Source organism: Streptomyces sp. CNS606, from assembly GCF_000426325.1.
The window spans coordinates 248,625-273,314 of sequence record NZ_KE384521.1; the positions used below are offsets into that span (position 1 = coordinate 248,625).

The 24,690-nt window shown below is 75.3% G+C and carries 15 protein-coding genes; 7 read left to right on the plus strand and 8 right to left on the minus strand.

What is annotated here, in order from left to right; translation table 11 throughout:
• Positions 1-530: 530 nt before the first annotated feature.
• The 4 genes from K304_RS0121790 to pdhA all read right to left on the minus strand — a co-directional run bounded on the left by K304_RS0121790 (position 531) and on the right by pdhA (position 5,289).
• Positions 531-1,346 carry a DUF6457 domain-containing protein gene (locus tag K304_RS0121790; protein WP_027765439.1) on the minus strand — a complete coding sequence of 272 codons (816 nt, stop codon included), beginning with the start codon at positions 1,344-1,346 and terminating at the stop codon, positions 531-533.
• 123 nt (positions 1,347-1,469) lie between these two features.
• On the minus strand, positions 1,470-3,080 hold the full coding sequence (locus K304_RS0121795) for a dihydrolipoamide acetyltransferase family protein (protein WP_027765440.1): 1,611 nt from the start codon (positions 3,078-3,080) through the stop codon (positions 1,470-1,472).
• Positions 3,080-4,069, minus strand: a complete 990-nt coding sequence (locus K304_RS0121800) for an alpha-ketoacid dehydrogenase subunit beta (protein ID WP_486591798.1) — start codon at positions 4,067-4,069, stop codon at positions 3,080-3,082. Before K304_RS0121800 ends, K304_RS0121795 begins: the two co-directional genes overlap by 1 nt.
• An 80-nt stretch (positions 4,070-4,149) precedes the next feature.
• Positions 4,150-5,289 carry a pyruvate dehydrogenase (acetyl-transferring) E1 component subunit alpha gene (pdhA, locus tag K304_RS0121805; RefSeq protein ID WP_027765442.1) on the minus strand — a complete coding sequence of 380 codons (1,140 nt, stop codon included), beginning with the start codon at positions 5,287-5,289 and terminating at the stop codon, positions 4,150-4,152.
• Between the two features lie 189 nt (positions 5,290-5,478).
• On the opposite strand from pdhA, the gene K304_RS0121810 reads away from it, so the two are divergent.
• A complete protein-coding gene (locus tag K304_RS0121810; protein WP_078529511.1) occupies positions 5,479-5,985 on the plus strand; it encodes an Lrp/AsnC family transcriptional regulator in 507 nt (168 codons plus the stop codon).
• A gap of 165 nt (positions 5,986-6,150) precedes the next feature.
• Positions 6,151-6,465, plus strand: a complete 315-nt coding sequence (locus K304_RS0121815; protein WP_027765444.1) for an SCO4225 family membrane protein — start codon at positions 6,151-6,153, stop codon at positions 6,463-6,465.
• 254 nt (positions 6,466-6,719) lie between these two features.
• Here the strand turns inward: K304_RS0121815 and K304_RS0121820 are convergent, their stop codons facing one another.
• Entirely contained in the window at positions 6,720-7,460 is a 741-nt protein-coding gene (locus K304_RS0121820; protein WP_027765445.1) for a DUF899 family protein, read from the minus strand.
• 117 nt (positions 7,461-7,577) lie between these two features.
• Positions 7,578-7,943 (minus strand): nuclear transport factor 2 family protein, encoded by a 366-nt coding sequence (locus K304_RS0121825; protein ID WP_027765446.1) that lies wholly within the window; start codon positions 7,941-7,943, stop codon positions 7,578-7,580.
• Positions 7,944-8,106: 163 nt separating this feature from the next.
• Between K304_RS0121825 and K304_RS33745 the strand changes: the two genes are divergently transcribed.
• Both K304_RS33745 and K304_RS33750 read left to right on the plus strand, forming a co-directional pair.
• Positions 8,107-8,283, plus strand: coding sequence for a hypothetical protein (locus tag K304_RS33745; RefSeq protein ID WP_199779656.1), 177 nt, complete (start codon positions 8,107-8,109; stop codon positions 8,281-8,283).
• 73 nt (positions 8,284-8,356) lie between these two features.
• The gene (locus K304_RS33750; protein ID WP_051308708.1) at positions 8,357-8,593 is read left to right on the plus strand and encodes a dihydrofolate reductase family protein; all 237 of its coding nucleotides are present in this window, start codon (positions 8,357-8,359) and stop codon (positions 8,591-8,593) included.
• 46 nt (positions 8,594-8,639) lie between these two features.
• On the opposite strand, the gene K304_RS0121835 is transcribed toward K304_RS33750, so the two are convergent.
• On the minus strand, positions 8,640-9,257 hold the full coding sequence (locus K304_RS0121835) for a TetR-type transcription factor C-terminal domain-containing protein (protein WP_027765447.1): 618 nt from the start codon (positions 9,255-9,257) through the stop codon (positions 8,640-8,642).
• A 167-nt stretch (positions 9,258-9,424) separates the two neighbouring features.
• Here K304_RS0121835 and paaN point away from each other — a divergent pair, with 167 nt between their 5' ends.
• Positions 9,425-11,116, plus strand: coding sequence for a phenylacetic acid degradation protein PaaN (paaN, locus tag K304_RS0121840; RefSeq protein ID WP_027765448.1), 1,692 nt, complete (start codon positions 9,425-9,427; stop codon positions 11,114-11,116).
• 1 nt (position 11,117) lies between these two features.
• On the opposite strand, the gene K304_RS30620 is transcribed toward paaN, so the two are convergent.
• Positions 11,118-11,885 (minus strand): TrmH family RNA methyltransferase, encoded by a 768-nt coding sequence (locus K304_RS30620; RefSeq protein ID WP_037791467.1) that lies wholly within the window; start codon positions 11,883-11,885, stop codon positions 11,118-11,120.
• Positions 11,886-12,048: 163 nt separating this feature from the next.
• Between K304_RS30620 and K304_RS0121850 the strand changes: the two genes are divergently transcribed.
• Both K304_RS0121850 and K304_RS30625 read left to right on the plus strand, forming a co-directional pair.
• Positions 12,049-13,461 carry an MFS transporter gene (locus tag K304_RS0121850; protein ID WP_486591770.1) on the plus strand — a complete coding sequence of 471 codons (1,413 nt, stop codon included), beginning with the start codon at positions 12,049-12,051 and terminating at the stop codon, positions 13,459-13,461.
• Entirely contained in the window at positions 13,421-24,583 is an 11,163-nt protein-coding gene (locus K304_RS30625; RefSeq protein WP_051308710.1) for a hybrid non-ribosomal peptide synthetase/type I polyketide synthase, read from the plus strand. Before K304_RS0121850 ends, K304_RS30625 begins: the two co-directional genes overlap by 41 nt.
• Positions 24,584-24,690: the final 107 nt, after the last annotated feature.

Consider the following 24,690-nt stretch of genomic DNA (forward strand, 5'->3'; position numbering starts at 1 on the left):
GGGGCCGGTCGGCGCTCTCCCGGTGCCGTCGGAGGGCCTGTGGACGACCGTGGCCGACAGGCCGTCGGTGGACGGCGAGCCCGCCGACAACCACGGTCCGTCCGGACCGTCCTCCCCCTCCGGCGTGCCCGGCCCGGCGTGCGGGCCGGGCGGCGTCCGGGTGCCCTCGGCGGGTGTGCCGGAGGAGGCGGGGGACTCGGCACCGTCGTCGCCCGCCGTGTCCGCAGGCGTCGCGGCGCGGCTGCCCTGTGTGGAGGGCGGGCACTGCCCGGCGTCGGCGCTCGCGGCGGGCACCCGGTCGGGGCACGGCCGTGATCCCTCCGGGCCGGGCGGCCGGCCCGCCGCGCGCTCCGTAGCGGGGGACGGGCCCTCTCCGCCGTCCCCCTCATCGGGCTTCGGCGCGCTGCGTGCGTCCGCCGCGCGGGCGGGACAGTCGGCGCAGGGGCCGCCGCCGGCGTCCGTGGGACCACCGTTGGCGAGGGCGAGGGCCTGGTCGAGGTCGTCGGCGCCGCTACCCGCGCCGCGACGGCTCATCGGTCGTCCGTTTCCGACTCCGCTTCCCATCGCTTCGCCAGCTCGGAGGCCTTGCGTGCGGCTTCCGCCACCGCCTCCGGAGAGCCGTCCCCGCGGGCGGCGGCGTAGCCGACCAGAAACGTCGTCAGCGGGGCGGCGGGGCGCGCCACTCCGTGCGCGGCGTCACGCGCGAGGTCCAGGAGCCCGGAGGTGTCGACGTCGAGCTCGACACCCAGTTCGGCCTTGACTGCGGCAATCCATTCGTCCAGCACGGAGCCATGCTCCCTGATGCGGGCCCGCGCGGCGGCGAGGTCGTCCCAGGTGTCGCAGTCCACCGCGTCCTCGGTGGGCATGCGGTGCAGCCGCAGTCCGGGGAGCAGCAGGCGCAGCGGGAGGTGGGCGAGGGTGCCGTGTTCGGCGTGCAGCAGGGCGAGTTCGCGGCGCAGGGGCTCCGCACGGTAGGCGGCGAGCAGCGGCTGGTCCCGGCCGTCGTGGGCGACGGCGCCCTCGTCGTCGCTCCCGGCGGCGGCGCGCAGCAGCGCCCGTACGGTCGACGCCCGCAGGAAGGGCAGGTCGGCGGAGAGGACCAGCACGGTCCCGGCCCGGACGTGGGTCAGGCCGGCGTCGAGTGCCGCCAGCGGGCCGCCGCCGCGCGGGCTCTCCAGCGCCCAGGTCACCGGCCGGTAGGTGGACCGGCGGGGGCCGACGACCACGGTCGTGGTGGCGTCCGGGCAGGCTGCGAGGACGCGGTCGAGGAGGGTGCGGGCGCCCACCGTGAGGGCGGGTTTGTCGGCGCCGCCGAGCCGCCGGGCGCCGCCGCCGGCGACGACCAGCGCGTCGAAGGCGGTCGTGCCCGACGGCTCGGTGGCAGCGGAACGGGCGTCGCCCGCCCCGGGCGCGGTGCGCGGGGCGGGCGACGGTCGTCCGGACGGGTCCGGGGCGTGTGCGTTCACGCCTCAGAGCGTACGGAGCAGCACCGCCGGTTGTTCCACGCAGTCGGCGACGTACCGCAGGAAGCCGCCGGCCGTGCCGCCGTCGCACACCCGGTGGTCGAAGGTGAAGGACAGCTGGACGACCTTGCGGACGGCGAGTTCGCCGTTCACGGCCCACGGCTTGTCGACGATGCGGCCGACGCCCAGCATCGCGGCCTCCGGGTGGTTGATGATCGGCGTGGAGCCGTCGACGCCGAACACGCCGTAGTTGTTCAGCGTGAACGTGCCGCCGGTCAGCTCGGCCGGGGACAGCGTGCCGGCGCGGGCCGACTCGGTGAGCCGTGCGATCTCCGCGGCGATGCCCTCGGCGTCCAGTGTGTGCGCGTCGCGCACCACCGGGACGACCAGGCCGCGGTCGGTCTGGGCGGCGAATCCGAGGTGCACGGCGTCCAGCCGCACGATCTCGCGCGCCTCCAGGTCGACCGTGGAGTTGAGCTCCGGGAAACGGGCCAGGGCGGCCGTGGAGATCCGGGCCAGCAGGGCGAGCAGGGAGATCTTCGGCCCGCCGGCGGCATTCATGGCCCGCCGCGCGGCGAGCAGCTCCGTCGCGTCGGCGTCGACCCAGGTGGTGGCGTCGGGGATCTCGCGGCGGCTGCGGGACAGCTTGTCCGCGACGGTGCCGCGCAGGCCGCGCAGCGGGATCCGCGACGCCACCGGTGCCGGGGACGGGGTGCGGGCGGGCGCCGCCGGGGCCGCCTCCCACGCCTCCTCGCCGGCGACCGCGCTGTCGCCGCTCGCGCCGCCGCGCTCGGCGGCCCGCTCGACGTCTCCGCGCATGATCAGACCGTCGGGGCCGGAGCCGGTCACGTCCCGCAGATCGATGCCGGACTCCCGCGCGATGCGGCGCACCAGCGGCGAGATGACGGCGACGGCCCCCTCGGGACGTCCGGAGGTGTCGCCGTTGCGCGCACCGGTGTGGTCGTTCCCGGGGTGGCCGGGACCGGAACGATCGGGTCCAGGACGAGGACCGGAACGATCGGGTCCAGGACGGTCGGGTTCGGCGACGACGCCGCGCTCGTGGCCGCGGACGGCGGCCGTGGCGCCGCTCTCGCCGCGCGGGCCGACGCCCTGCGGGCGGGAACCGCCGGTGGCCTCGCCGCCGACACCGCGACGGGACGCACCCGACGTGGTCGTGCCCGTGGCGGCGGGAGCCGGGGCTGGTGCGGGTGCGGCCATGTGGCCGACTCCGCCGCCCACCCGGCGGCGGCGACGCGCGGAGGGCGCCTGGGTGCCGTAGCCGACCAGCACGTTGCCGGAACCCTCGTCGGTGTCGTCCGGCGCGGCGTCACCGGCCGGGGCGGCGGCCGCACCGGCCTCCTCCGGCGAGGTGGCGCCGACGGCGACGGCGACCAGCGGCGCGCCGACCGGCATCTCGTCGCCCTCGTCGCCGTAGCGGGCGGTGACGACGCCGCCGTAGGGGCAGGGGACCTCGACCATCGCCTTGGCCGTCTCCACCTCGACGACCGGCTGGTCGACGGCGACGACCTCGCCGACCTCGACCATCCAGGTCGTGATCGTCGCCTCGGTCAGCCCTTCGCCGAGGTCGGGCAGTGCGAACTCGCGGATCTCCGCCATCACCGACCGCCTTCCACCCAGTCGCTCTCCCATTGCAGGCGGGCGACCGCGTCGAGCACGCGGTCCACGCCCGGCAGATGGTGCTTCTCCAGCATCGGCGGCGGGTACGGGACGTCGAAGCCCGCGACCCGCAGCACCGGTGCCTCAAGGTAGTGGAAGCAGCGTTCGCCCACCCGTGCGGCGATCTCCCCGCCGGGACCGGCGAACCCCTGCGACTCGTGCACCACCACGGCGCGGCCGGTGCGTCGCACGGACTCCACGACCGTCTTCTCGTCGAAGGGCACCAGCGACCGCAGGTCGACGACCTCCAGGTCCCAGCCGTCCTCGCGTGCGGCCTCCGCCGCCTCCATGCACACCGGGACCGACGGGCCGTAGGTGATCAGCGTCGCCGAGGTGCCGCTGCGGCGGACGACGGCCTCGCCGATGCCGGGCACCTGCTCGGGCGCCTCCGGGTCCCACTCGGCCTTGCCCCAGTAGAGCCGCTTGGGCTCCATGAAGACGACCGGGTCGTCGGAGGCGATGGCGGCGCGCAGCAGGCCGTACGCGTCGGCGACCGTCGCGGGCGTGACGACCTGGAGCCCGGGCGTGGCCATGTAGTACGCCTCGGAGGAGTCGCTGTGGTGCTCCACGCCGCCGATGCCGCCGCCGTACGGGACGCGGATGGTGATCGGCATGGGCAGCCGGCCGCGCGTGCGATTGCGCATCTTCGCGACATGCGAGGCGAGCTGCTCGAAGGAGGGGTAGGCGAACGCGTCGAACTGCATCTCGACGACCGGGCGCAGCCCGTACATGGCCATGCCCACGGCGGTGCCGAGAATGCCGGCCTCGGCCAGCGGGGTGTCGGTGCAGCGCTCCTCGCCGAACTCCTTGGTCAGGCCGTCGGTGACGCGGAAGACGCCGCCGAGCGTGCCGACGTCCTCGCCCATCACGTGGACGTCGGGGTCCTCGGCCATCGCGTCGCGCATGGCGCGGTTGAGCGCCTGCGCCATGGTGGCGGGCTTGGCCACGGGCTTCTTCGCGGCGCCGCCCGCGCCGGCCGGGCCGCCGGCCGTCGTCTCGGTCCTTGCCATCACGCGTTCCCCTCGGCCTCGGCGTCCAGCTCGGCGCGCAGCTGCGCCGCCTGCTCCCGCAGCTGCGCGGTCTTCTCCGCGTACACCTCGGCGAACAGGTCCATCGGGCGCAGCTCGGGGTCGGCGTTCATCCGCTCACGGATGCCCGCGGCCATCTCCTCCGCTCCCTTCGCGACATCCTCGGCGGTGGCGTCGTCCAGCACGCCGCGCTCGCGCAGCTCCCGCTCCAGCAGCCGGACCGGGTCGTGGTCGCGCCAGGCGTCGACCTCCCCGTCGGTGCGGTAGCGGGTGGCGTCGTCGGCGTTGGTGTGCGCCTCCATGCGGTAGGTGACGGCCTCGACCAGCGTCGGGCCGCCGCCCTGCCGGGCCCGTTCGACGGCCTCGCCGAGCACGCTGTGCACGGCGACCGCGTCGTTGCCGTCGACGAGCCGGCCGGGCATGCCGTAGCCGACGGCCTTGTGGGCGAGGGACGGCGCGGCGGTCTGCTTGGCGAGCGGCACGGAGATCGCGAAGCCGTTGTTCTGCACCAGGAAGACGACGGGCGCGTTCCACACGGCGGCGAAGTTCAGCGCCTCGTGGAAGTCGCCCTCGCTGGTCCCGCCGTCGCCGACCAGGGCGAGCGCGACCACGTCGTCGCCCTTGATGCGGGCGGCGTGCGCCAGTCCGACGGCGTGCGGGAGCTGCGTGGCCAGCGGGGTGGACAGCGGCGCCACACGGGCGGCCTTCGGGTCCCAGCCGTGGTGCCAGTCGCCGCGCAGCAGCGTCAGCACCTCGACCGGGTCCAGGCCCCGCGCGACGGCGGCGAGCGTGTCGCGATAGCTGGGGAACAGCCAGTCCTGCTCCTTCAGCGCCAGTGCCGCGGCGACCTCGCACGCCTCCTGGCCGGTGGAGGAGGGGTAGACGGCGAGGCGGCCCTGGCGGGTCAGGGCGGTGGCCTGCTCGTTGTAGCGGCGGCCGCGCACCAGCTCTCGGTGCAGGCGGAGCAGCACGTCCCGGCCCGGGGCCTTCTCGAGGTCGGCGTCGGTGCCCAGCAGCCGGTAGGGCTCGGCGTCGGGCAGCAGGGGAGCGGGATCGACCCGCGGACGCCATGCGGGCGGCGGAGAGAGTCGGTAGGAACCGGGCTGCTCCAGGACCGTCATGGTCGGCACCTCCTCGTGGGCGGCTGTCGGGCTCGGGTCCGGTGACGGACTCGGAGGCGTGGTGCGCCTCACCTACCGATTGTTCGGTCGCGCGCACACTTTGGCTACAGGCGGGCCCAGCCTGTGGACAAACTGCTCAGTAAAGCGTTCGATACGATCGATGCGTCCAGCGAGAGGAGGCATTCGTCCATGTCGGACGAACGATTGGCCGAGCGGCCCGCCGGCGAGGCGGACGAGCAGCGACCGCCGGTACGCCCCCTCGACTCCGTCGACCGCGACATCCTGCGCCTGCTGCGGGCCGACGGGCGCGCGTCCGTGCGCTCCGTCGCCGACCAGGTGCACGTCTCGCGGGCCAACGCGTACGCCCGGATCAACCGGCTGCTCGAGGACGGCGTGATCCGCGGCTTCAGCGCCCGCATCGACCAGGAACGCGCCGGTCACGGCACATCCGCGTACATCACCCTGAAGATCGTCCAGGACTCGTGGCGCTCGGTCCGGGAGCGGCTGCGGGAACTACCCGGCGCCGCGCACATGGCCCTGGTCGGCGGCGACTTCGACGTCCTGCTGCTGGTGCACACCAAGGACAACCGCTCGCTGCGCGACCTGGTCCTCACCCGCATCCAGGCCATCCCCGAGGTGCTGAGCACCCGGACGCTGCTGGTCTTCGAGGAGACCGACCTCGACCCCGAACCCTGAGCGGTCACCCGCGTGACGTGCGGCCGACCGCCGTGGACGCGGCCGTCCGGCGTACGGCTTCCGACACGGCGTCCGGCGTCGGCACGGCGTGTGCATCGCGTGGCGAAGCCGTGCCCACCCGCCCGGTCGCGTTTCCGGCCGCTCACCCCGGATAGGAGCGCGTACATGACAGCACCAGCCGCCTCCCGCCCCTCACCCGGACGGCGCGCCCTCTCCCTCGTCGCCGGCAACCGGGTCTCGCAGGTCTACCTGCTGATCGTGCTCGCCCTCCTGGTCTGGGTCGCCGTGGACACCACCCTGGTCCACCAGGAGGACGCCTCGTTCGCCGGCGTCGTCCCCATGCTGGCCACCCTCCCCTGGGGTTTCGCCGTCGCCCTCCTGCCGGACGGCTCCACGGCGGGCTTCTTCGCCGTCGTCGTCGCAGGCGCCCTGATCAACGCCGCCCTCATCGGCCTCGTCGCCGGCCGGCGCCGCGGCTGACCCGCCGGGAGCCACCCGGCGGAGTCGGAGCGGTGGTCACCCTTCCGTCTCCCGCGCCGCCTGCCAGGTCCACGACGTGCGCCGGGGCCGGCCGTCCAGCTCCGCGCGTCCCGTGCACCACAACAGCACCCTCGCCGGGTCTCCGTCGGGCGCGTCCGGGAAGACAGCACGGGCAACGTTGGTGCTGCGCCATCCGGCGCGCTCCCGTGCGGGAGCGCAGTCTCGGTCTTCAGCGTCGGCGGGCCGGCTGATCCTCACGTCAGGTCGTCGGAGCGGCCGGCTGCGATGCGGGACCAGTGGGCGATGGGGCGGCCGTTCGTGCGCCATTCCTCGGGGTTCTCGGCGGAGTACCAGGGCTGGGGCCAGCCGTCGGGAGAGTCCTCCCACGCCTCCTGGCGTCCGTAGACGGTCATGTCCAGCAGCCCGTGGGTGGGGGCCATGATCTCGACGCCGCGGCCGCCGGTGTAGTACGTCTCGAACACCCGCTCGCCCTCGCGGACGTAGCAGACGAGGTGGTGACGCTGCCAGTCGCGACCTTCCAGCAGCTGCTCCGCCGTCCTCTCGACCGAGTACCACGGCATGTCCAGACCCAGGAAGTCCCGGTAGCGGACGCTGGGCTCGTACGGACCCTTGCAGAGCACGGCGTACGTGGCGCCGCGGGAATGGATGTAGGCCAGCTCGCGGACCTGGCAGTTGAAGAACGTGCAGCCTTCGCACTGCTCGGCGGCGGGTCGGCCGGGCCACCAGGCGTGGAAGTACGCGATCAGCTGCCTGCGGCCTTCGAAGGCGTCGAGGAGCGTGACCGGGCCGTCGGGACCGATCACCTCGATGGTGGCGTCGACCTCCACCATCGGCAGGCGCCTCCGCGCCGCCGCGATCGCGTCCCCTTCGCGGGTGTGCGCCTTCTCCCGTGCCAACAGCGCGTCCCGCGCCTCCTGCCACGCCCTTCTGTCGACGACGGGCGGGAGGGCCGGGCCGGGTCGCTGGTGGTTCATGATCGCCTCCATGGGTTCGTTGCCGTGTTCCCACCCCGGCGGGGAGAGCTCCCCCACACCGGCCTCGGTCGTGCCCGGGGCGCAGCCGGGAGCCGTTATCCGTGGGCCGTGCACCGGCTACCGGGCGGAGCCCACGACATGCCAGTGTTCGGTGATGCGGCCGTCCGCGAGGCGGTAGGTGTCGGAGAAGGGCACCGAGGGGGCGCCGGGGCACTCCAGCAGGGAACGCACCACCACGTGTCCGGCGGCGGCGATCACCTGCAGGGGACGGAAGTACGCCTGCGGCCGGGCCGTCCACAGCGCGTCCAGTTTGCCGACGACCCCCTGCCTGCCGGGGTCGCCGTCGGCGTCGTGGTCGACGAAGTCCTCGGCGAGGAAGCGGGGTACGGCGCCGGTGTCCTTCTCGCCCGAGAGCACCGTGCCGAAGAACTCGAGCACCAGTCCGGCGTCCCGCCTGGCCCCTTCGGTGTCGGCGATGATCATCCCGGGACGGTAGCAGCGCGGCGGGGTCCCTTCCCCGCGGCGCGGGGCGCGCCGCGCCGCCCCCACACCGACGGCCCACACCGCGTACCCGTCCCTCCTCCGCCACGGGTCTCCGGGCGGAGGAGGGAGGGGGAGGGAGAGGGGCGGGAGTACGGTTCGGCGGATGCTGCGGATGGAGGCCGTGGAGGGTCACGCCATGCGGAAGCTCGCGTACTTCGTCGCGGCGACGGTGGACGGGTTCATCGCGTCTCCCGACTCCGAGCACACGATGTTCCAGGAGGGGGAGGACCACGGCGCGTGGGCGCTGGCACAGATGCCGGAGACGGTGCCGACGGCCTGACGGAGCCTCGTGCCCGGGCCGGCCGAGGCCGGGAACCGGCGGTGGCGGTGGTGCGGGGAGCCCCCGGGAGTTCGTGCGCGCGCTGAAGAAGGAAGAAAAGCTGGACATCTGGCTCTGCGGTGGCGGCAAGCTCGCCGCCGCGCTCCGGGACGAGATCGACGAACTCTTCGTCATGATCAACCCCGTCGTGATCGGTGCGGACGTGCCGCTCTTCGACTCGGCCTACTCCCCGCAGCGTTACCGCGCGGTCTCCGGCCAGGTCTTCGACAGCGGCGTCACGGTCATGACGTACGCCCGGCGCGACGACTGAGGCGGCCCTCCTCACGGGCGACGGCGGGCGGCCTGCGGGGAGGCGCCTACGTACGCAGGCCCGCGAAGGCGGTGGCGACGACGGCGTCGGCGACTTCGTCGCTCGTGGCGTGGGCGGTGCCGGCGCGCTCGGGGCGGTACCACTCGACGATTGAGTTGATCATGCCGAAGAGCAGCCGGGTGGCGAGCCGGGCGTCCACGTCGGGGCGGAGGTCGCCCTCCGCGGCGGCGTCCTTGAGCAGGTCGGCGACGCGCTGGTCGAAGTCGCGGCGGCGCTGGATCGCCCACCGTTCCGTGCCGGTGTTGCCGCGCACGCGCAGCAGCAGCGTGACGTAGGGGAGTTCGGCCATCAGCACCTCGGTGGTGCGCCGGGTGACGTGCTCGACCCGCTCGATGGCGCGGCCGCGGTTCGCCGCGGGCTCGTCCAGGATCGCGAAGAGGCCGTCCAGGGCCCGGCTTATCGCGCGCCGCAGGAGCTCCTCCTTGCCCCGCACGTGGTGGTAGATGGAGGACTTGGAGATGCCGGCCGCCTTGGAGAGGTGCTCCATGGAGGTGCCGTCGTAGCCGCGCTCGTTGAAGACCCGCACCGCGACGGCCAGCAGGGACTCCGGGGTGTAGGTGTCCCGCCGGGCGGCGGGGGGCGTGCTGGGGGTGGCGGCGGGCATGGCGCCGATCGTATCGGGGGAGGCAGGGTTCGCTCCCCGGAGGTGTTCCGTCACTGTTCGTGGCCCCCTTGCACCGACCGATCGTTCGGTAGCAGTATCTATCCATCGCCCCTGTCATCGCTACCCCGCACCATCGCCGCCCCGACGAGGAGAGGCTCACCGTGACCGTGACCGCCGGACCGAACGCCGCGGAGCTCATCGAGAAGCACCGCGCCACCCTCGACCAGGCCATCGAGACGATCCGCAGCCGTGCGTACTGGTCGCCGCACCCCGAGCACCCGAAGGCGTACGGCGAGAACGGCTCGCTGAGCGCCGCCGAGGGCAAGGAGGCGTTCGACGCACTGCTCGGCGGGCGCTTCGAGCTGGACCAGCCCGGTACGGACGGCTGGTCGGCGACGGAGAGCTCGCCGTACGGCATCACGATGGGCGTGGAGTACCCGCACGCGGACCTCGACGTGCTGCTGCCCGCCATGCGGGCGGCGATGCCCGCGTGGCGCGAGGCCGGCTCGGAGGCCCGGGCGGCGGTGTGCCTGGAGATCCTGGCTCGCATCAGCGCCCGCACGCACGAGTTCGCGCACGCGGTCATGCACACCAGCGGCCAGGCGTTCATGATGGCGCTGCAGGCCGGCGGCCCGCACGCCCAGGACCGCGGCCTGGAGGCGGTGGCGTACGCGTACGTGGAGCAGGTGCGGGTGCCGGACGCGGCCGACTGGTCGAAGCCGCGGGGCAAGCGCGACCCGCTGAACCTGCGCAAGCAGTTCACGGCGGTCGGCCGCGGCCTGTCGCTGCTGATCGGCTGCAACACCTTCCCCACCTGGAACGGCTACCCCGGCCTCTTCGCCTCGCTGGCCACCGGGAACCCGGTGCTGGTCAAGCCGCACCCGCGTGCCGTGCTGCCGCTGGCGCTGACCGTGAGGATCGCGCGCGAGGTGCTCGCCGAGCACGGCTTCGACCCGAACCTGGTGGCACTGGCCGCCGAGCGCGAGGGCGAGGGCATCGCCAAGGATCTGGCGACCCGCCCCGAGGTGCGGATCATCGACTACACCGGGTCGACCGAGTTCGGCGACTGGCTGGAGCAGCACGCCACCCAGGCGCAGGTGTACACCGAGAAGGCCGGCGTCAACACCGTCGTCATCGACTCGACCGACGACTACAAGGGCATGCTGGGCAACCTGGCGTTCTCGCTGTCGCTGTACAGCGGCCAGATGTGCACCACCCCGCAGAACCTGCTGATCCCGCGCGGCGGCGTCGGCACCGAGGACGGCGAGAAGTCGTTCGACGAGGTGGTGGGCGACCTGGCGGGTGCCGTCGGCAAGCTGCTCGGCGACGACGCGCGCGCCAACGCCCTGCTCGGCGCCATCGTGAACCCGCAGGTCGGCCAGCGCATCGACGCCGCCGGATCGCTGGGCGAGGTGGCGCTGCCCTCGCGTTCGCTGACCAATCCGGACTTCCCGGGCGCGACGGTGCGCACCCCGGTGATCGTCAAGCTGGACGGCGGCAAGCCGGAGGCGGAGGAGACCTACCTCTCGGAGTGCTTCGGCCCGGTGTCGTTCGCGGTCGCCGTCGACTCGGCCGACGAGGCGGTGGCGCTGCTGCGCCGCACCGTCCGCGAGAAGGGCGCCATGACCGTGGGCGCGTACACCACCGCCGAGGACGTCGAGCGGAAGATCGAGGACGTCTGCCTGGAGGAGTGCGCGCAGCTGTCGCTGAACCTGACCGGCGGCGTGTACGTCAACCAGACCGCCGCGTTCTCCGACTTCCACGGCTCGGGCGGCAACCCGGCGGCGAACGCCGCGCTGTGCGACGGCGCGTTCGTCTCGAACCGCTTCCGCACGGTGGAGGTCCGGAGGCAGGCCTGAGTCAGCCGGCCGCCGCGGGGCGGCCGGGGCGCTGTGCCATCCAGTGGTACAGCGTCATGGCCACGGACGTGGCCAGGTTGTAGCTGGACACCTGCGGGCGCATGGGCAGGGCCACGAGGTGGTCCGCATGCGCCCGCAGCGCGTGGGACAGACCGTGCCGCTCCGAGCCGAACGCGAGCAGCGCGTCGTCGGGCAGGGTGAGACCGCGCAGGTCCTCCCCCTCGGGGTCGAGGGCGTAGAGCGGTCCGGGCGGGAGCTGCGCAGCGTCCCTGTGCTCGACGCGAGTGGCGAAGTGGAGCCCGGCGGCGGCCCGTACGACGGTGGGGTGCCAGGGGTCGACGGTGCCGGTGGTGTAGACGGCGGACGCGCCGCAGCCGGCGGCGAGCCGGACCACGGCGCCGACGTTGCCGAGGTGACGCGGGTCGTCCAGGACCACGGCGGGGGCCGCCGAGGGTGCCGCCTCCGCCGGGGAGGCAGCCCGGGTGCGGAGGGCGAGGGCGGCCACACCGGTGGGGTGCGGACGCGGAACGAGGGCGCGCAGCACGTCGGGAGAGACCGGCTCGAGACACCCCCGCAGGGCCGGGACGAGGTCGGGCGCGAGGTCGCGGGCCAGCGCGAGGGCGGCCTCGCGGTCCTCCGCTACGGCGAGGGGCACCTCTGCGCCGAAGCGGAGAGCGTGCTTGAGGGCGTGGAAGCCGTCGAGCAGCACGGTGCCCGGTGCGGCGTCGAGGGCGCGCCAGCGGCGTGCGGTGTCTGCGGTGTCGGTCACCGCCGGATTGTCCCCCCGGGCGCGACCGCCGGGCCATTCGGTGCGCGGGCGGGACGTCGTCCGGGAGCCGCCCCGCGCGGGACGTGACGCTGCGCGATGCTTGTGGCTCAGGTTCCCGGTGGGCAGACTGTCGGCGTCGGACGGGCTCCCCGGGGGGGGTGAAGTGGCAGGCGTGGACCGCCGGTTCCGTGCGCTGCTGTGCGCCCACGCCGTCTCGGCGTACGGCAACTACCTGAACCTGATCGCCCTGAGCCTCTTCGCCTACGAGGTCGCCGGCGGCGCCCTCGGGGTCGGCGTGGTCATGGCCGTACGGCTCTCCTCCGGCTTCTTCGCGGGGCTGGCCGCGGGCCGGATCTCGGACCGGACCGGCCGCCGTGCGCTGATGATCGGCACCGACGTGGCGCAGGCGGCCGCGATGACGGTGCTCGCGCTGAGCGCCGGTCGCACTCCCCTCCTGCTGCTCGCCGGCGCCGTCGTGGTGATGGGCGCCGGACACACGCTGTTCACCGTCGCACTGCGCAGCGCCGTGCCGGTGATGGTGGGGCAGGACGGGCGGCGCGAGGCGAACGGCCTGCTGGTGACGCTGCGTTCGTTCGCCACGGTGCTGGGCTTCGCCTCCGCGACGCCGGTCATCGCCCTGGGCGGCTACACCGCGGCCTTCGCGGTGAACGCGGCGAGCTTCGCCGTGTCCGCGGCGGCCCTGGTGACCCTGCGCCCGCGCACCGACGAGGCGGACCCCGGCCCCGCGGCGGCTGCGCACGGCGGCGCGGCGGACGCGGGCACCGGCGCGACGGACGCGGACGCGGGCGCCACGACGACGTGGCGCGCGCTGGCGGCGGTCCCCGCGGTCGTCCTGGCCATGGTCGCGCTGCGCGGCGCGGACGCGCTCTCCTCCGCCTCGCACAACGTCGCCCTGCCAGTGCTCGCGCAGCAGACGGCACCGTCGCAACCGGCACTGCTCATGACGCAGTTCTGGTCCGCCTGGGCGGTCGGCACCCTGGTCGCGCACCAGGTGGTCAAGCGCCGCAAGGAGCAGCGGGGTCCGGCCGGGGACGAGCGCGGGTTCGCGACCGGCACGGTCGCGATGTCGCTGTTCTTCGTCGCGGCCTTCACCGGGCTGCCCGGCATCGCCCTGATGCTGGTGGCCCTCGGCGCCGGTCTCGCCGACGGCTACACCGAGATCGTCTACACCTCCCGGCTGCAGGCGGCGCCGGACCGCCTGCGGAGCAGGCTCTTCGGCGCCTCGGCGGTGGCGGAGACCGCCGGGTTCACCCTCGGCGCGGTGGCCGCCGCTGCCGCGCTGGAGGCGCTGCCGGTGTGGGCCGTCGTCGGCGCGTTCCACGCGGTGGCCGCGTGCGGCGGTCTGGCCCTGCTGCTGTTCCGGTCCTCCGCACGGGCGGCCGCCCCCACCACCCCCGAGCCCGCGGCCCCCACCGCCACGCCCGCACCTGCGCCGCCCGCGTCCCCCGCGTGCACCCCCACCGATTCCGCCACGCACCCGGCCGACCGCCCGGGCGACGAAGGAGAGAACCCGCATGGAGCGCGTACCCGGACCGGCCCTTTACCGGGGGCCTGAGCGGGAGTTCACCGAGGACGACCCGCGGAACGCGGTGCAGGCGCTGCTGCGCGCCGCGGACGCGTTCCCCGACGCGGGCGTGGTCACCGTCGGACGGGACGGCACGACCGTGGAACTCCCCTACCCGGAACTGCTGGACCGGGCACGCCGGCTGCTGACCGGGCTGCGCGCCCACGGCCTGCGGGCCGGGGACGCCCTGGTGCTGTGCGGGCTGGCGCTGGAGGACTTCTTCCCCGCCTTCTGGGCCGCGGTGCTCGGCGGCGCGCGGCCGGTGAGCATCGCGGAACCCGCCGAACCGGAGTCGGCCGCGCTGCAGCGGCTGCGGCACACGGCCACCCTGCTGGACGCGCCCCTCGTGCTCTGCGACGCCGACGCCGGGCCCGGGATCGCCCACGCCGTCCCGCGGTCACGCGTGGTCACGGTCGGCGAACTGCCGCACCACGAACCCGCCGACGACCTCGCCGACCCGGAGGAGGACGGCGAGGTCGCACTGCTCATGCTCTCCTCGGGCAGCACCGGCACGCCGAAGGCCGCGCAGCTCACCCACGGCGGGCTGGCGGACTTCGCGGCCTCCTCCCGGCGCATCCTGGACGTCCGCCCCGAGCACACCACCGTCAACTGGCTGCCCCCGGACCACAGCGGGGCGTTCCTGCTCTACCACGTGCTGCCCGTCTTCACCGGCAGCACCAACGTGCACGCGCCGACCGAGCGCGTGCTGGCCGAACCCCTCCGCTGGCTGGACCTGCTCGACGCCCACCGCGCCCACCACAGCTGGGCGCCCACCTTCGCGTACCAGATGGTCGCCGAGGCCCTCCGTACGCGGCCGGACTCCCGCTGGGACCTGCACCGGCTGCGGACCCTGGTGTGCGGCGGCGAGCACGTGTCCCTGCCGGTGCTGCGCCGCTTCCTGGACGCCACGGCCCCCTCCGGGGTGCGCGAACACCACCTCGTGCCCGCCTGGGGCATGGCCGAGACCGTGACGGCCGTGGCCTACGGCAGGCTCGACCGGCCCGGCACCGTCCACCGGCTGCTGCGGAGCAGCCTCGGCGGCGAGCTGTCCGCCGCCGACGAAACGACGCCGGAAGCCGACCGCGTCACGTTCGTCGCCTCCGGACCGCCCGCGCACGGCACCGCCGTGCGGGTGCTGGACGACGCGGGGGAGCCGCTGCCCGAACGCCGCGTCGGGCGGCTCCAGGTGAGGTCCGCGGCCCGGCTCACCCCGGGCTACGTCCGCGCCCCGGAGGCGGACGCGGCCCTGTTCCCCGCCGGGCGGGAGTGGCTGGACACCGGCGACCTGGCGTTCCTCGCCGGGGGGCAGGTCGTCGTCACCGGCCGGCACAAGGACGTGATGGTCCTCAACGGCCACAACGTCCACTGCCACGAGGTGGAGGAGACCCTGGCGACCGTGCCGGGGCTGCGGTCCGGCGACGTGGCGGCGTGCGGCGTACCGGACCCGGACCGCGGCACCGAGTCGCTGGCGGTGTTCTTCTGCGCTCGCGAACCGGCCGAGGACGCGCGCCTCGTGCGGGAGATCCGGCGGACCCTGTTCGCCGCGCTGCGGCTGACCGCCTCCCACGTCGTTCCCGTTCCTCCCGAGGAGTTCCCGCGCACCCCGGCGGGCAAGGTGCGCCGGAGCGCGCTGCGGGACCGGCCGGAGACCGCCCCGCTCCGCCCGGAGCCGCAGGGCCCGCCGCCGTCCCCACCCGGCGGGGACCTGCTGCGCCTGGTGCAGCGGGAGATCGCCGCCGAGCTGGGCCGCGAAGCCCCGGCCGACGTCCCGTTCTACGAGCTCGGTCTGGAATCCGTGCAGCTGGTGCGCGTGCGCACCCGCCTCGAGGAACGGCTCGGGCGGAGGCTGCGCCAGGTCGCGCTCTTCGAGCACCCCACCATCGGTGAACTCGCCGCCCACCTGGCACGGGACGCCGAGGCGCCGGACTCCGGGGTGCGCGGGGCGTCGGACGTGACGTCGCCGGCGGCCTCGCACGGCACGTCGCACCGGGCCCCGCACGCGACGTCCGCACCCGCGGGGGACGGCAGGTCCGACGACCGCAGGATCGCGGTCGTCGGCATGGCCGCCCGCTTCCCCGGCGCGTCCTCCGTCGAGGCGTTCTGGGCCGGGCTGCGCGAGGGGCGCAGCGCGCTGCGCGTCCTGAGCCCCGAAGAACTCGCGGACGCCGGCCTGTCGCCGCAGCAGATCCGCGACCCGCTGCGCGTACCCGTGGCGGGCGTGCTGGACGGAGCCGACGCGTTCGACCCGGAGTTCTTCCGGATGAGCCCCGCGGAGGCGGAGCTGACCCACCCCGGGCACCGGCTGTTCCTGGAGTGCTGCCACGAGGCCCTGGAGAACGCCGGCCACACCGCGAACGGTGCCGGAACGCGGACCGGCGTCTTCGCCGGTTCCGGCATGCACCTCTACGGCCACCAGCAGGCCCGTCCCGGCGCACAGGAGACCGAACCCGTCGACCCGCCGTCCGGGATGCGGGCCACCATCGGCCGGGAACCCGACTTCCTGGCCACGCGGGTCGCGTACCGGCTGGGCCTGACCGGGCCGGCGATCGGCGTCCAGACGGCCTGCTCGACCTCCCTGGTCGCCGTCCACCTCGCCGTGCAGGCGCTGCTCAACGACGACGCGGACCTGGCACTCGCGGGCGCCGCGGCCGTACACACCCCGCAGGAGACCGGCTACCGCAGCCATCCCGAATCGATCCTGTCGCCGACGGGCACCTGCCGTGCCTTCGCGGCGGGCGCCGACGGCACCGTGGGCGGCAACGGCGTCGCCGCGGTACTCCTCAAGCGCCTGGACCGGGCGCTGGCGGACGGCGACACCGTGCACGCGGTGATCCTCGGCTCCGCGGTCAACAACGACGGCGCGGCCAAGGCGGGATTCAGCGCGCCGGGCGTGCCGGGACAGACGGAGGTCGTCCGCCGGGCGCTGCGCACCGCGAACGTCCCGGCCACATCGGTCTCCTACGTCGAGGCCCACGGCACCGGCACCCCCCTCGGCGACCCGGTGGAGTTCGAGGCGCTGGCCCGTGCGCTCGGCGAGGACACGGACCGGACCGGATTCTGCACGCTCGGCTCGGTGAAGCCGGCCATCGGGCACCTCGACAGCTGCGCCGGCATGGCGGGCCTGATCAAGACGGTGCTGATGCTGCGCCACCGCACCCTGGTGCCGACGCTGAACGTGGACCGCCCGCACCCCGACCTGGACCTGACGGGCGGCCCCCTCGTCCTGGGCACCGAACTGCGTCCCTGGCGGACGCCGGACGGCGGGCCGCTGCGCGCCGGGGTCAGCGCGCTGGGCGTCGGCGGCACGAACGCGCACGTGGTGCTGGAGGAGGCGCCCGCGCGGCCCGCCGCTGCGGAAGCGGCGTTCCCCGTGCTCGTCCCGGTCTCGGCCGACGACCCGCAGGCACTCGCCGAGCTGACCGGCAGGCTTGCCGGTCAGCTGCGCCGCGAACCCGCCCCGGCAGCCGCCGACGTGGCCGCCACCCTGGCGCTCGGACGGCCGCACCGGGCCGCGCGCGCCGCCGTCGTGGGCCGTACGGCCGCGGAGCTGGCCGAAGCCCTGGAACGGTCGGCCGCGCGGGCCGAACCGCCCGCCGCGGCGGGACCGCTCGCCTTCGCCTTCCCCGGCCAGGGCAGCGCGGGGCCGGGCGCCGGGCGGGACCTGTACGCGGCGTTCCCCGCGTACGCCCGCGTGCTGGACCGGTGCGCGGAGGTGTTCGCCGACGAGTTCTCCGGCCGGCTGCTGCCGCTGCTCCTCGGCGACCCCGACAGCGGCGGGAGCGAGAGCGGGGGCGACGGCGGCGGGAGCGGGAGCACCTGGGACACCGAGACCGCCCAACCCGCCCTGTTCGCCCATCAGACGGCCCTCGCCGGGCTCTGGCGGACGTGGGGCGCGGACCCGGCGCTGCTGCTCGGGCACAGCGTCGGCGAGTACGCCGCGCTCTGCGCGGGCGGCGCCCTCGCGCTGGAGGACGGTCTGCGGCTCACGGCGTGGCGCGGGCGGCTGATGCAGCGGTCCTGCCCACCCGGCGGGATGATCGCCGCCCGGATGGACGCCGAGCAGGCCGAACACGTCGCACGGCGCGCCGGCGCGGAGGTGGCCGCCTGCAACGGGCCGCGCTCGCACGTGCTGTCGGGTCCGCCCGGCGCGCTGGCCGAGGCGGGGCGCGCGCTGGACGACGAAGGGCTGTCCTGGCGCACGCTGCCGGTGGACCGGGCGTTCCACTCGGCCGCCGTCGACGGTGCCGTCGAGGAGTTCCGTTCGCACGCCGAGCGGGTGCCGTTCGGGCCGTTGCACACGCCGTTCGTCACGGGCACGGACGGCCGGGTGCGGCTCCCGGGCTGGGTGCCCGACGCCGGATACCTGTGCCGTCAGGCCCGGCTGCCGGTGCGCTTCGACCTGATCATGGCGGCTGCGGACGCCCACGGCGTCGCGGACTTCCTCGAGCCGGGTCCGGGCGCCGTCCTCAGCGGGCTGGGCCGGCACTGCCTGCCCGCCTCCCGGTGGCTGGGCGCGCAGGGGGAGGGTGCCGATCAGGTCTCCGGAGCGCTGGAGAGCCTGGGACGCCGCTACCGGGGCGGTGCCGACCCCGACTGGCACGCCGTCGTGCGCGGCGGCGGCCGGATTCCGCTGCCGGGCCATCCGCTCCGGCGGCGCCGGATCGCCGCAGCGCGCCCCGCCGTTCCGACCCCGGCCCCGGCCCCGGCGCCATCCGCCGCCGCGCCGGAGCCGTCCAGCGGCGCAGGCACCGGGCCCGCCGCCGGTACGGAGCCGGCGGCGGGCGACGTGCTGGAGGCGATACGGGAGTTGGCGGCGGGCAAGCTCGGCGTGGAAGTGTCGGACACCGGGCCCGACCGCTCGTTCTTCGACCTCGGTGCGGACTCCCTCGTCCTGATCGGCCTCGCGACCGACGTCGAACGCCGCTTCGGCGTACGGGTCCCGGTGCGGGAGGTGTTCTCCGACGCCGACACCCCGCGCCGGCTCGCCGCCCGGGTCGCGGCGCTGCTGGGCGACGCCGATACCGTGCCGGCCGCCGCACCGGCTGCGGACGCAGCGCCGGCCGCCGCACCCGCCGCACCACCCGCACCGCCCGCACCGCCCGTGCCGGAGGCGGCCGACCCGCCGACCGGGCACGCCGGGCACACCGGGGCCGACGCCGGGCTCACCGCCCTCTTCGACCGCCAACTCCAGCTCGCCGAACGCCTCGTGGACCAGGTCTCCGGCGTCCTCGCGGCCCAGCTCGACGTCCTGGGCCGCCGCGACCGCGCCGGCGCGTCGCCCGCACCGGTACCCGCGCCCGTGCCCGCGCCCGCAGAGGCACCCGCACGCCCCGCGGCGAAGGAGACCCTCCCGAACGCGCCACGACCCCCCGCGGCCGCCGGCCGGCCCTCTACCGCTCCCGACGCGGCCGAGGACGCGGGCACGCCCGCCGGGGCCTGCGACGTCAGCCTGTACTTCTTCGGCGACTACCCCGACGACGACGCCCCGGACAAGTACGGACTCCTCCTGTCCGCCGCCGAGTTCGCGGACCGGCACGACTTCCACGCCCTGTGGTTCCCGGAACGCCACTTCGAGTCCTTCGGCGGGCTGTTCCCCAACCCCTCCGTCCTCGCCGCCGCGCTGGCGGCCCGCACCCGGCGGATCCGGCTGCACGCCGGTTCCGTGGTGCTGCCGCTGCACCACCCCGTACGGGTCGCCGAGGAGTGGTCGGTCGTCGACAACATCTCCGGCGGCCGGGTGGGTCTGTGCTTCGCCAGCGGCTGGCGCGCCACGGACTTCGCCCTCGCCCCGGACAACTACGGCCGCCACCGCGAGCTGATGTACGAGCACCTGGAGACCGTGCGGAGCCTCTGGGCGGGCGACACACTGACGGTCACCGGCGGGGACGGCCGGGAGGCCGACGTCCGCCTGCACCCGCGGCCCGTCCAGGAACAGCCACCCCTCTACGTGGCCGTGGTGGGGAACCCCGACAGCTACCGGCGGGCCGCCGCCGAAGGGCTGGGCGTCGTCACGAACCTGATGACGCAGACGGTCGAGCAGCTCGCGGAGAACATCGCGCTGTACCGCCGCACCCGCGCCGAGCACGGCCTGGACCCGGAGGCGGGCCGGATCGTGGTCCTCGTGCACACCTACCTCGGCGAGGACGCGGAGACCGCGCGCGCGGAGGCGTACCGGCCGTTCGTCTCCTACCTGCGCTCGTCGCTGTCCCTCTTCGACCAGGTCACCAACAGCCTCGGCGTCGACATCGACCTGGACCGGGCGGACGACGAGGACGTCGAGTTCCTGCTCGGGCGGGCCTACGAGCGGTACTGCGCGTCGCGTGCCCTGATCGGCGACGGGACGACGGCCGAGGAGACCGTACGGCGGCTGGTGGCCGCGGGCGCGAACGAGATCGCCTGCTTCGTCGACTTCGGCGTCCCGGCCCCGCAGGTGCTGGACGCGCTGCCCGCGCTCGACCGGCTCCGCCGCACGGTGTCACGGCCCGCCGGTGCGACCGCACCCCCGCCGGAGCGGACACCGGCGCGGAAGCCGGAGCGGACACCGGAACAGAGGCCGACGGCGGCGCACCCGCCGGCCGACGCGGCGCGGGAGTCGCTGTCACCGGCGCAGCGACGGATCTGGTTCCTCGAGCAACTGCATCCGGGCACCAGCATGTACCACGAGCCGAAGGCCGTCCGTTTCGACGGCCCGCTCGACGTTCCCGCACTCCAGTGGGCGCTGCGGCAGTGCGCGGACCGGCATCCCGCGCTGCGCACGGTCTTCCGCAGCACCGACGGCGTCCCGCACCGCCGGACACTGCCTTCCCTCCCCCTGGACTGCCCGGTGACGGACCGCGCCGGCGCGACGGAGGAAGAGGCCCTGCGCGACGTGCTGGACACCGACGGGCGGCGCATCTTCGACCTCGCCGAAGGCCCTCTGGTCTCGGCGCGGCTGCTGCGCCTGTCGGACGAGCGGCATCTGCTCTTCCTGCTGGCGCACCACCTCGTCTTCGACTCCTCCTCCACCGCGGCCCTGCTCCGGGACGTCGCGGCCTGCTACCGCGCACGGGTGGGCGGGACGCCACCGCCACCGGCGCCCCTTCCCGCCGCACCCCCCGCAGCGCCGGGCGCCGAAGCGTCCGCCGCCGCCCTGGAGTTCTGGCGCACGGCGCTGCGCGACGCCCCGGACTCGACGCTGCCCTCCGACCGGCCCCGCCCGGCGGCCAGGTCGGGTGCGGGAGCGAGCCTCACCCACCACCTGGACGCGGAACTCGTCGGTGGCCTCCAGCGCCTGGCCGCAGGGCACCGTGCGACGCTCTTCATGGCGCTCACCGCGGCCGTCGCCGCCGTCCTCGGCCGCTTCGGCGGACGGGACGACGTCGTCCTGGGCACAGCCGTCGCCTCCCGGCCGCCGGAGGCGGAGGACCAGGTGGGCCTGTTCCTCGACACGGTCGCCCTGCGCGTACGGCTCGACGGCGACCCGGACTTCGCCGGCCTGCTGCACCGCGTGCGGGAGACCAGCACCGCGGCGTACGAGCATCGCGAGGTGCCCTTCGACGAACTCGTCGCCGCGCTGGCGCCCCGGCGCGACCCGGGCCGCAATCCGCTGTTCCAGGTGCTCGTGGAGTACGAGGAGGAGGGCCGGGTCGCGTTCGACCCGCCGCGGCTGCACAGCACGCTGCTGGACATGCCGAGCGAACGCGCCCCGTTCGACCTCAGCGTCTACCTCACCCGCCACGCGGACGGTCTGCGCGTCATGGTGGAGTACGACACCGACCTGTACGACCGCGGCACCGTGGACCGTTTCGTGGACCACGTGGAGCAGGTGCTGCGCCGCGCGCTCGACGACCCCGCCGCCACCCTGCCGGCGCTCACCGCCCCGACCGGCGCCGACCGCGCGCGGCTCGCCGAACTGGGCGGGCACCACCGGGCGCCCACCCCCGTGGACGCCCGCGGCGGGGACACCCTGCACGGCCTGGTCGAGCAGCGGGCCCGCGCCTGCCCGGACGCCGTCGCCCTCGTCGGCGGCGGAGAGACGCTCTCCTACCGCGAACTCGACGCGCGCGCCGACCGCCTCGCCCGGGACCTGCGGGCGCGGGGAGCCCGCCGCGGCGCACGCGTCGCGCTGCTGCTGCCCCGCGGTCCGGAGCTGATCGTGTCGATCCTCGCGGTCCTCAAGAGCGGCGCCGCGTACCTGCCGCTCGAACCGTCCGCGCCCGGCCCGCGACTGGCCCGGCTGTACGAGGACGGCAGCCCGGTGCTGCTGGTCACGACCGGTGAGCTGCACCGGCGGCACCCGGCTCTCGCCATCGGATCCGTCCATCTCGTCGACCGGGCGGACACGGCGGACGAGACCCCGTCCGACGGGGCGGAGGCGTCCGGCGCGGCCGACGGCGGCGCACCCGCGTCCGAAGCGGCCGGCGGCGACGGTGACGCGGCGCCTCCGGTGGTGCGGCCGGAGGACCCGGCCTACCTCCTGCACACCTCGGGCTCGACCGGCCGCCCGAAGGGCGTGGTCGTCCCGCACCGCGGGCCCGCCCACCTCGTCCGCACGCACCTCGCGGCCCATCGGCCGCTGCGCACGCTGCAGTGGACCTCGCCGACCTTCGACGTGAGCGTGCAGGAGATCTTCACCACGCTGGCCGCCGGGGCGACCCTCGTCCTGGTCGGCGAGGAGGAGCGCCGCGACCCCGCCGAACTGGCCGCCACCGTGCGCCGCCACGAGGTGCAGCGGCTCTTCATGCCCTACACGCCGCTGAAGTACCTCCTGGACGCGGCACCCGACGTGCCGTCCCTGCGGGAGGTCTTCTCCGCGGGGGAACCGCTCCACCTCGCTCCCGCGTTCCACCGGTTCCTGACCGCCCACCCCGGCTGCACGCTGTACAACCAGTACGGCCCGACGGAGGCCTCCGTCATCGTCACCTCCCACCGGGTGGACCCCGCGGCGGGCGACCGGCCGCCGATCGGCCGCCCCCTGCCGGGCGCGCGCATCCGGCTGCTGGACCCGGACGGGCGCGAGGTGCCGCCCGGAGCCGTCGGCGAGATCCACATCGGCGGCGTGCCGGTGGCGCACGGCTACCTCGGCCTGCCCGACGAGACCGCCGCCGCCTTCCCGCCCGACGGCGCGGGAGGCACCGCTTACCGGACGGGAGACCTGGCCCGGTGGCGCGACGACGGCGCCCTCGAATACCGCGGCCGGGTCGACGAGCAGGTCAAGATCCGCGGTCACCGGGTCGAACCCGCCGAGGTGCAGCACGCGCTGAACGCGGCGGCGGGCGTCCTCGACGCGGCCGTACTGGCCCGCCGCGACGACCGCGGCGAGGCGGAACTCGTCGCGTACGTCGTCCCGGCGGACGGCGGGCGGGACACGACGGCGCTGCGCGCCGCGCTCGCCGCGGAACTGCCGGAGCACCTGCTGCCGGCGCAGTGGGTCGCCGTGGAGCGGCTGCCGGTGGCCGCCTCGGGCAAGCTCGACCGGACCCGGCTGCCCGACCCCGTTCCGTCGCAGCCGGCGGACGCCCCCGCCGACCTGCCGGCCACGGACGCGGAGCGGGATCTGCACCGGGTGTGGGCCGAGGTGCTCGGGCGGGAACGGGTGCCGGTGACACGGTCGTTCTTCGAACTGGGCGGTCACTCGCTGAGCGCGATACGCCTGCTGAACCGCATGCGCGAGGAGGTGGGCGTCGAGCTGAGCATGGCGGACTTCTTCCACCGGCCGACCCTGCGCGGCGTCGCGGCCGGTGCGCGGCAGCCGGCGGGCCCGGGCGGGACGGACGAACCGCACGGCCCCGGACACTCCTCCGAGCCGGACGGCAGGGGCGTCACGGCGAGCGTGCCCCTGACGTCCACGCTCCGGCGGCTGTGGCGGCGGCACCACGACCGCGCCGACGGCTCCGTGTACCACGTCGCGCACCGCATCGACCTCCGCGGCGACGTGGACGTGCCGAGCCTGCGCGACGCGCTGCGGGCTCTCGTCCGGCGGCACGACGCGCTGCGCAGCCGGCTCGCGGTACGGGACGGGGAGCACGTGGTCGAGGTGCTGGCCGACGTCCCGGTGGAGGTGCCGGTGGACGAACCGCCCCTGGCGGCCGACGACGAGGACGCCTGGACGGACTGGTGCCTGGACCACGCCTCCCGGCCGTTCGCGCTGGACCGGGCCCCGCTGTTCCGCTTCCGGCTCGGGCGCGCCGGGCCGCAGCGGTGGGTGCTGCTGACCGTGCTGCACCACGCGGTCTGCGACGGCTGGTCCCTGGGCGTCCTCTGGCGGGAGCTGGAGTGCCTGTACGACGCCTCACGTTCCGCATCGGGGCAGCAACTCGCCGCCCCGAACGTGCAGTTCACCGACGTGGCCCGCGCGGAGCAGCGGCTGCCCGAGGAACGCAGGCGCGCACTGGAGGAGTTCTGGCGCTCCGAGCTCGACGGCGTCGCCCCGCTGGTGCCGCGGCTGCCCTGTGACGGGGTGCGTCCCGCCCTGCTGTCCGGGCGTGGCGCGCTGCACCGGTTCGTGATCGACGGCGAACTGCCGGGTCTGGTGGAGAAGTGCGCGGCGGGCGCGGGTTCCACTCCGTACGCGGTGCTCGCCGCGGCCTTCGCGCTCTGGCTGGGCGAGGTCTGCGACCACCGGGGCGACGTGGTGCTCGCCGCGTCGAGCGCGAACCGGACCCGGGAGGCGTACGACGAGGTCGTCGGGCTGCTGGGGGACGCGGTGCTGCTGCGCGCCCGGGTTGCGGGCGCGGCCACGTTCGCGGACCTCGCGGCGCAGGTCGGCGCGACCCTCTTCAGCGTGCTCGACAAGCAGGAGCTGCCGCTGACCGAGGTGGTGCGGCTGGTGGAGCCCGAGACCGCGGAACGCCCCTTCCCCGCCGTGCTGTTCACGGTGGTCACCACGCCGCCGCCCCGGCTGCACCTGCCGGGCGTGTCGGCGACGGTCCGCAGCCTGCCCACGCGCGGCGTGGCCCGCAACGAGCTGTACGTGGTGCTGGTTCCGGGGGAGGGGAGGATCGAGGTCGTCCTGGAGTACTCGACCGACCTCTTCCACGCCTCGACCGTCGCGGCGTGGGGCGAACGGTTCACCGCGCTGCTGGCGGCCGCCGTCCGTGCGCCGCACACGGCTCCGGACGCGCTCGGGACCTGACCGGGACCTGGCCGGGTGCGGCGGCCGGAGCGGCGTGGGACCTCCAGCCGGTCCGGCCGCCGGCAAGCCCGTGCCCGGCGTGGAGGGCCCACGCCGGGCACGGGTCG

Bases quoted from the DNA above. Each gene is read 5' to 3' on its own strand.
- K304_RS0121795 (WP_027765440.1), bottom strand. From the start codon at position 3,080: ATGGCGGAGATCCGCGAGTTCGCACTGCCCGACCTCGGCGAAGGGCTG.
- K304_RS0121800 (WP_486591798.1), bottom strand. From the start codon at position 4,069: ATGGCGCAGGCGCTCAACCGCGCCATGCGCGACGCGATGGCCGAGGAC.
- pdhA (WP_027765442.1), bottom strand. From the start codon at position 5,289: ATGACGGTCCTGGAGCAGCCCGGTTCCTACCGACTCTCTCCGCCGCCC.
- K304_RS0121810 (WP_078529511.1), top strand. From the start codon at position 5,479: ATGTCGGACGAACGATTGGCCGAGCGGCCCGCCGGCGAGGCGGACGAG.
- K304_RS0121815 (WP_027765444.1), top strand. From the start codon at position 6,151: ATGACAGCACCAGCCGCCTCCCGCCCCTCACCCGGACGGCGCGCCCTC.
- K304_RS0121820 (WP_027765445.1), bottom strand. From the start codon at position 7,460: ATGAACCACCAGCGACCCGGCCCGGCCCTCCCGCCCGTCGTCGACAGA.
- K304_RS0121825 (WP_027765446.1), bottom strand. From the start codon at position 7,943: ATGATCATCGCCGACACCGAAGGGGCCAGGCGGGACGCCGGACTGGTG.
- K304_RS33745 (WP_199779656.1), top strand. From the start codon at position 8,107: ATGCTGCGGATGGAGGCCGTGGAGGGTCACGCCATGCGGAAGCTCGCG.
- K304_RS0121835 (WP_027765447.1), bottom strand. From the start codon at position 9,257: ATGCCCGCCGCCACCCCCAGCACGCCCCCCGCCGCCCGGCGGGACACC.
- K304_RS30625 (WP_051308710.1), top strand. From the start codon at position 13,421: ATGGAGCGCGTACCCGGACCGGCCCTTTACCGGGGGCCTGAGCGGGAG.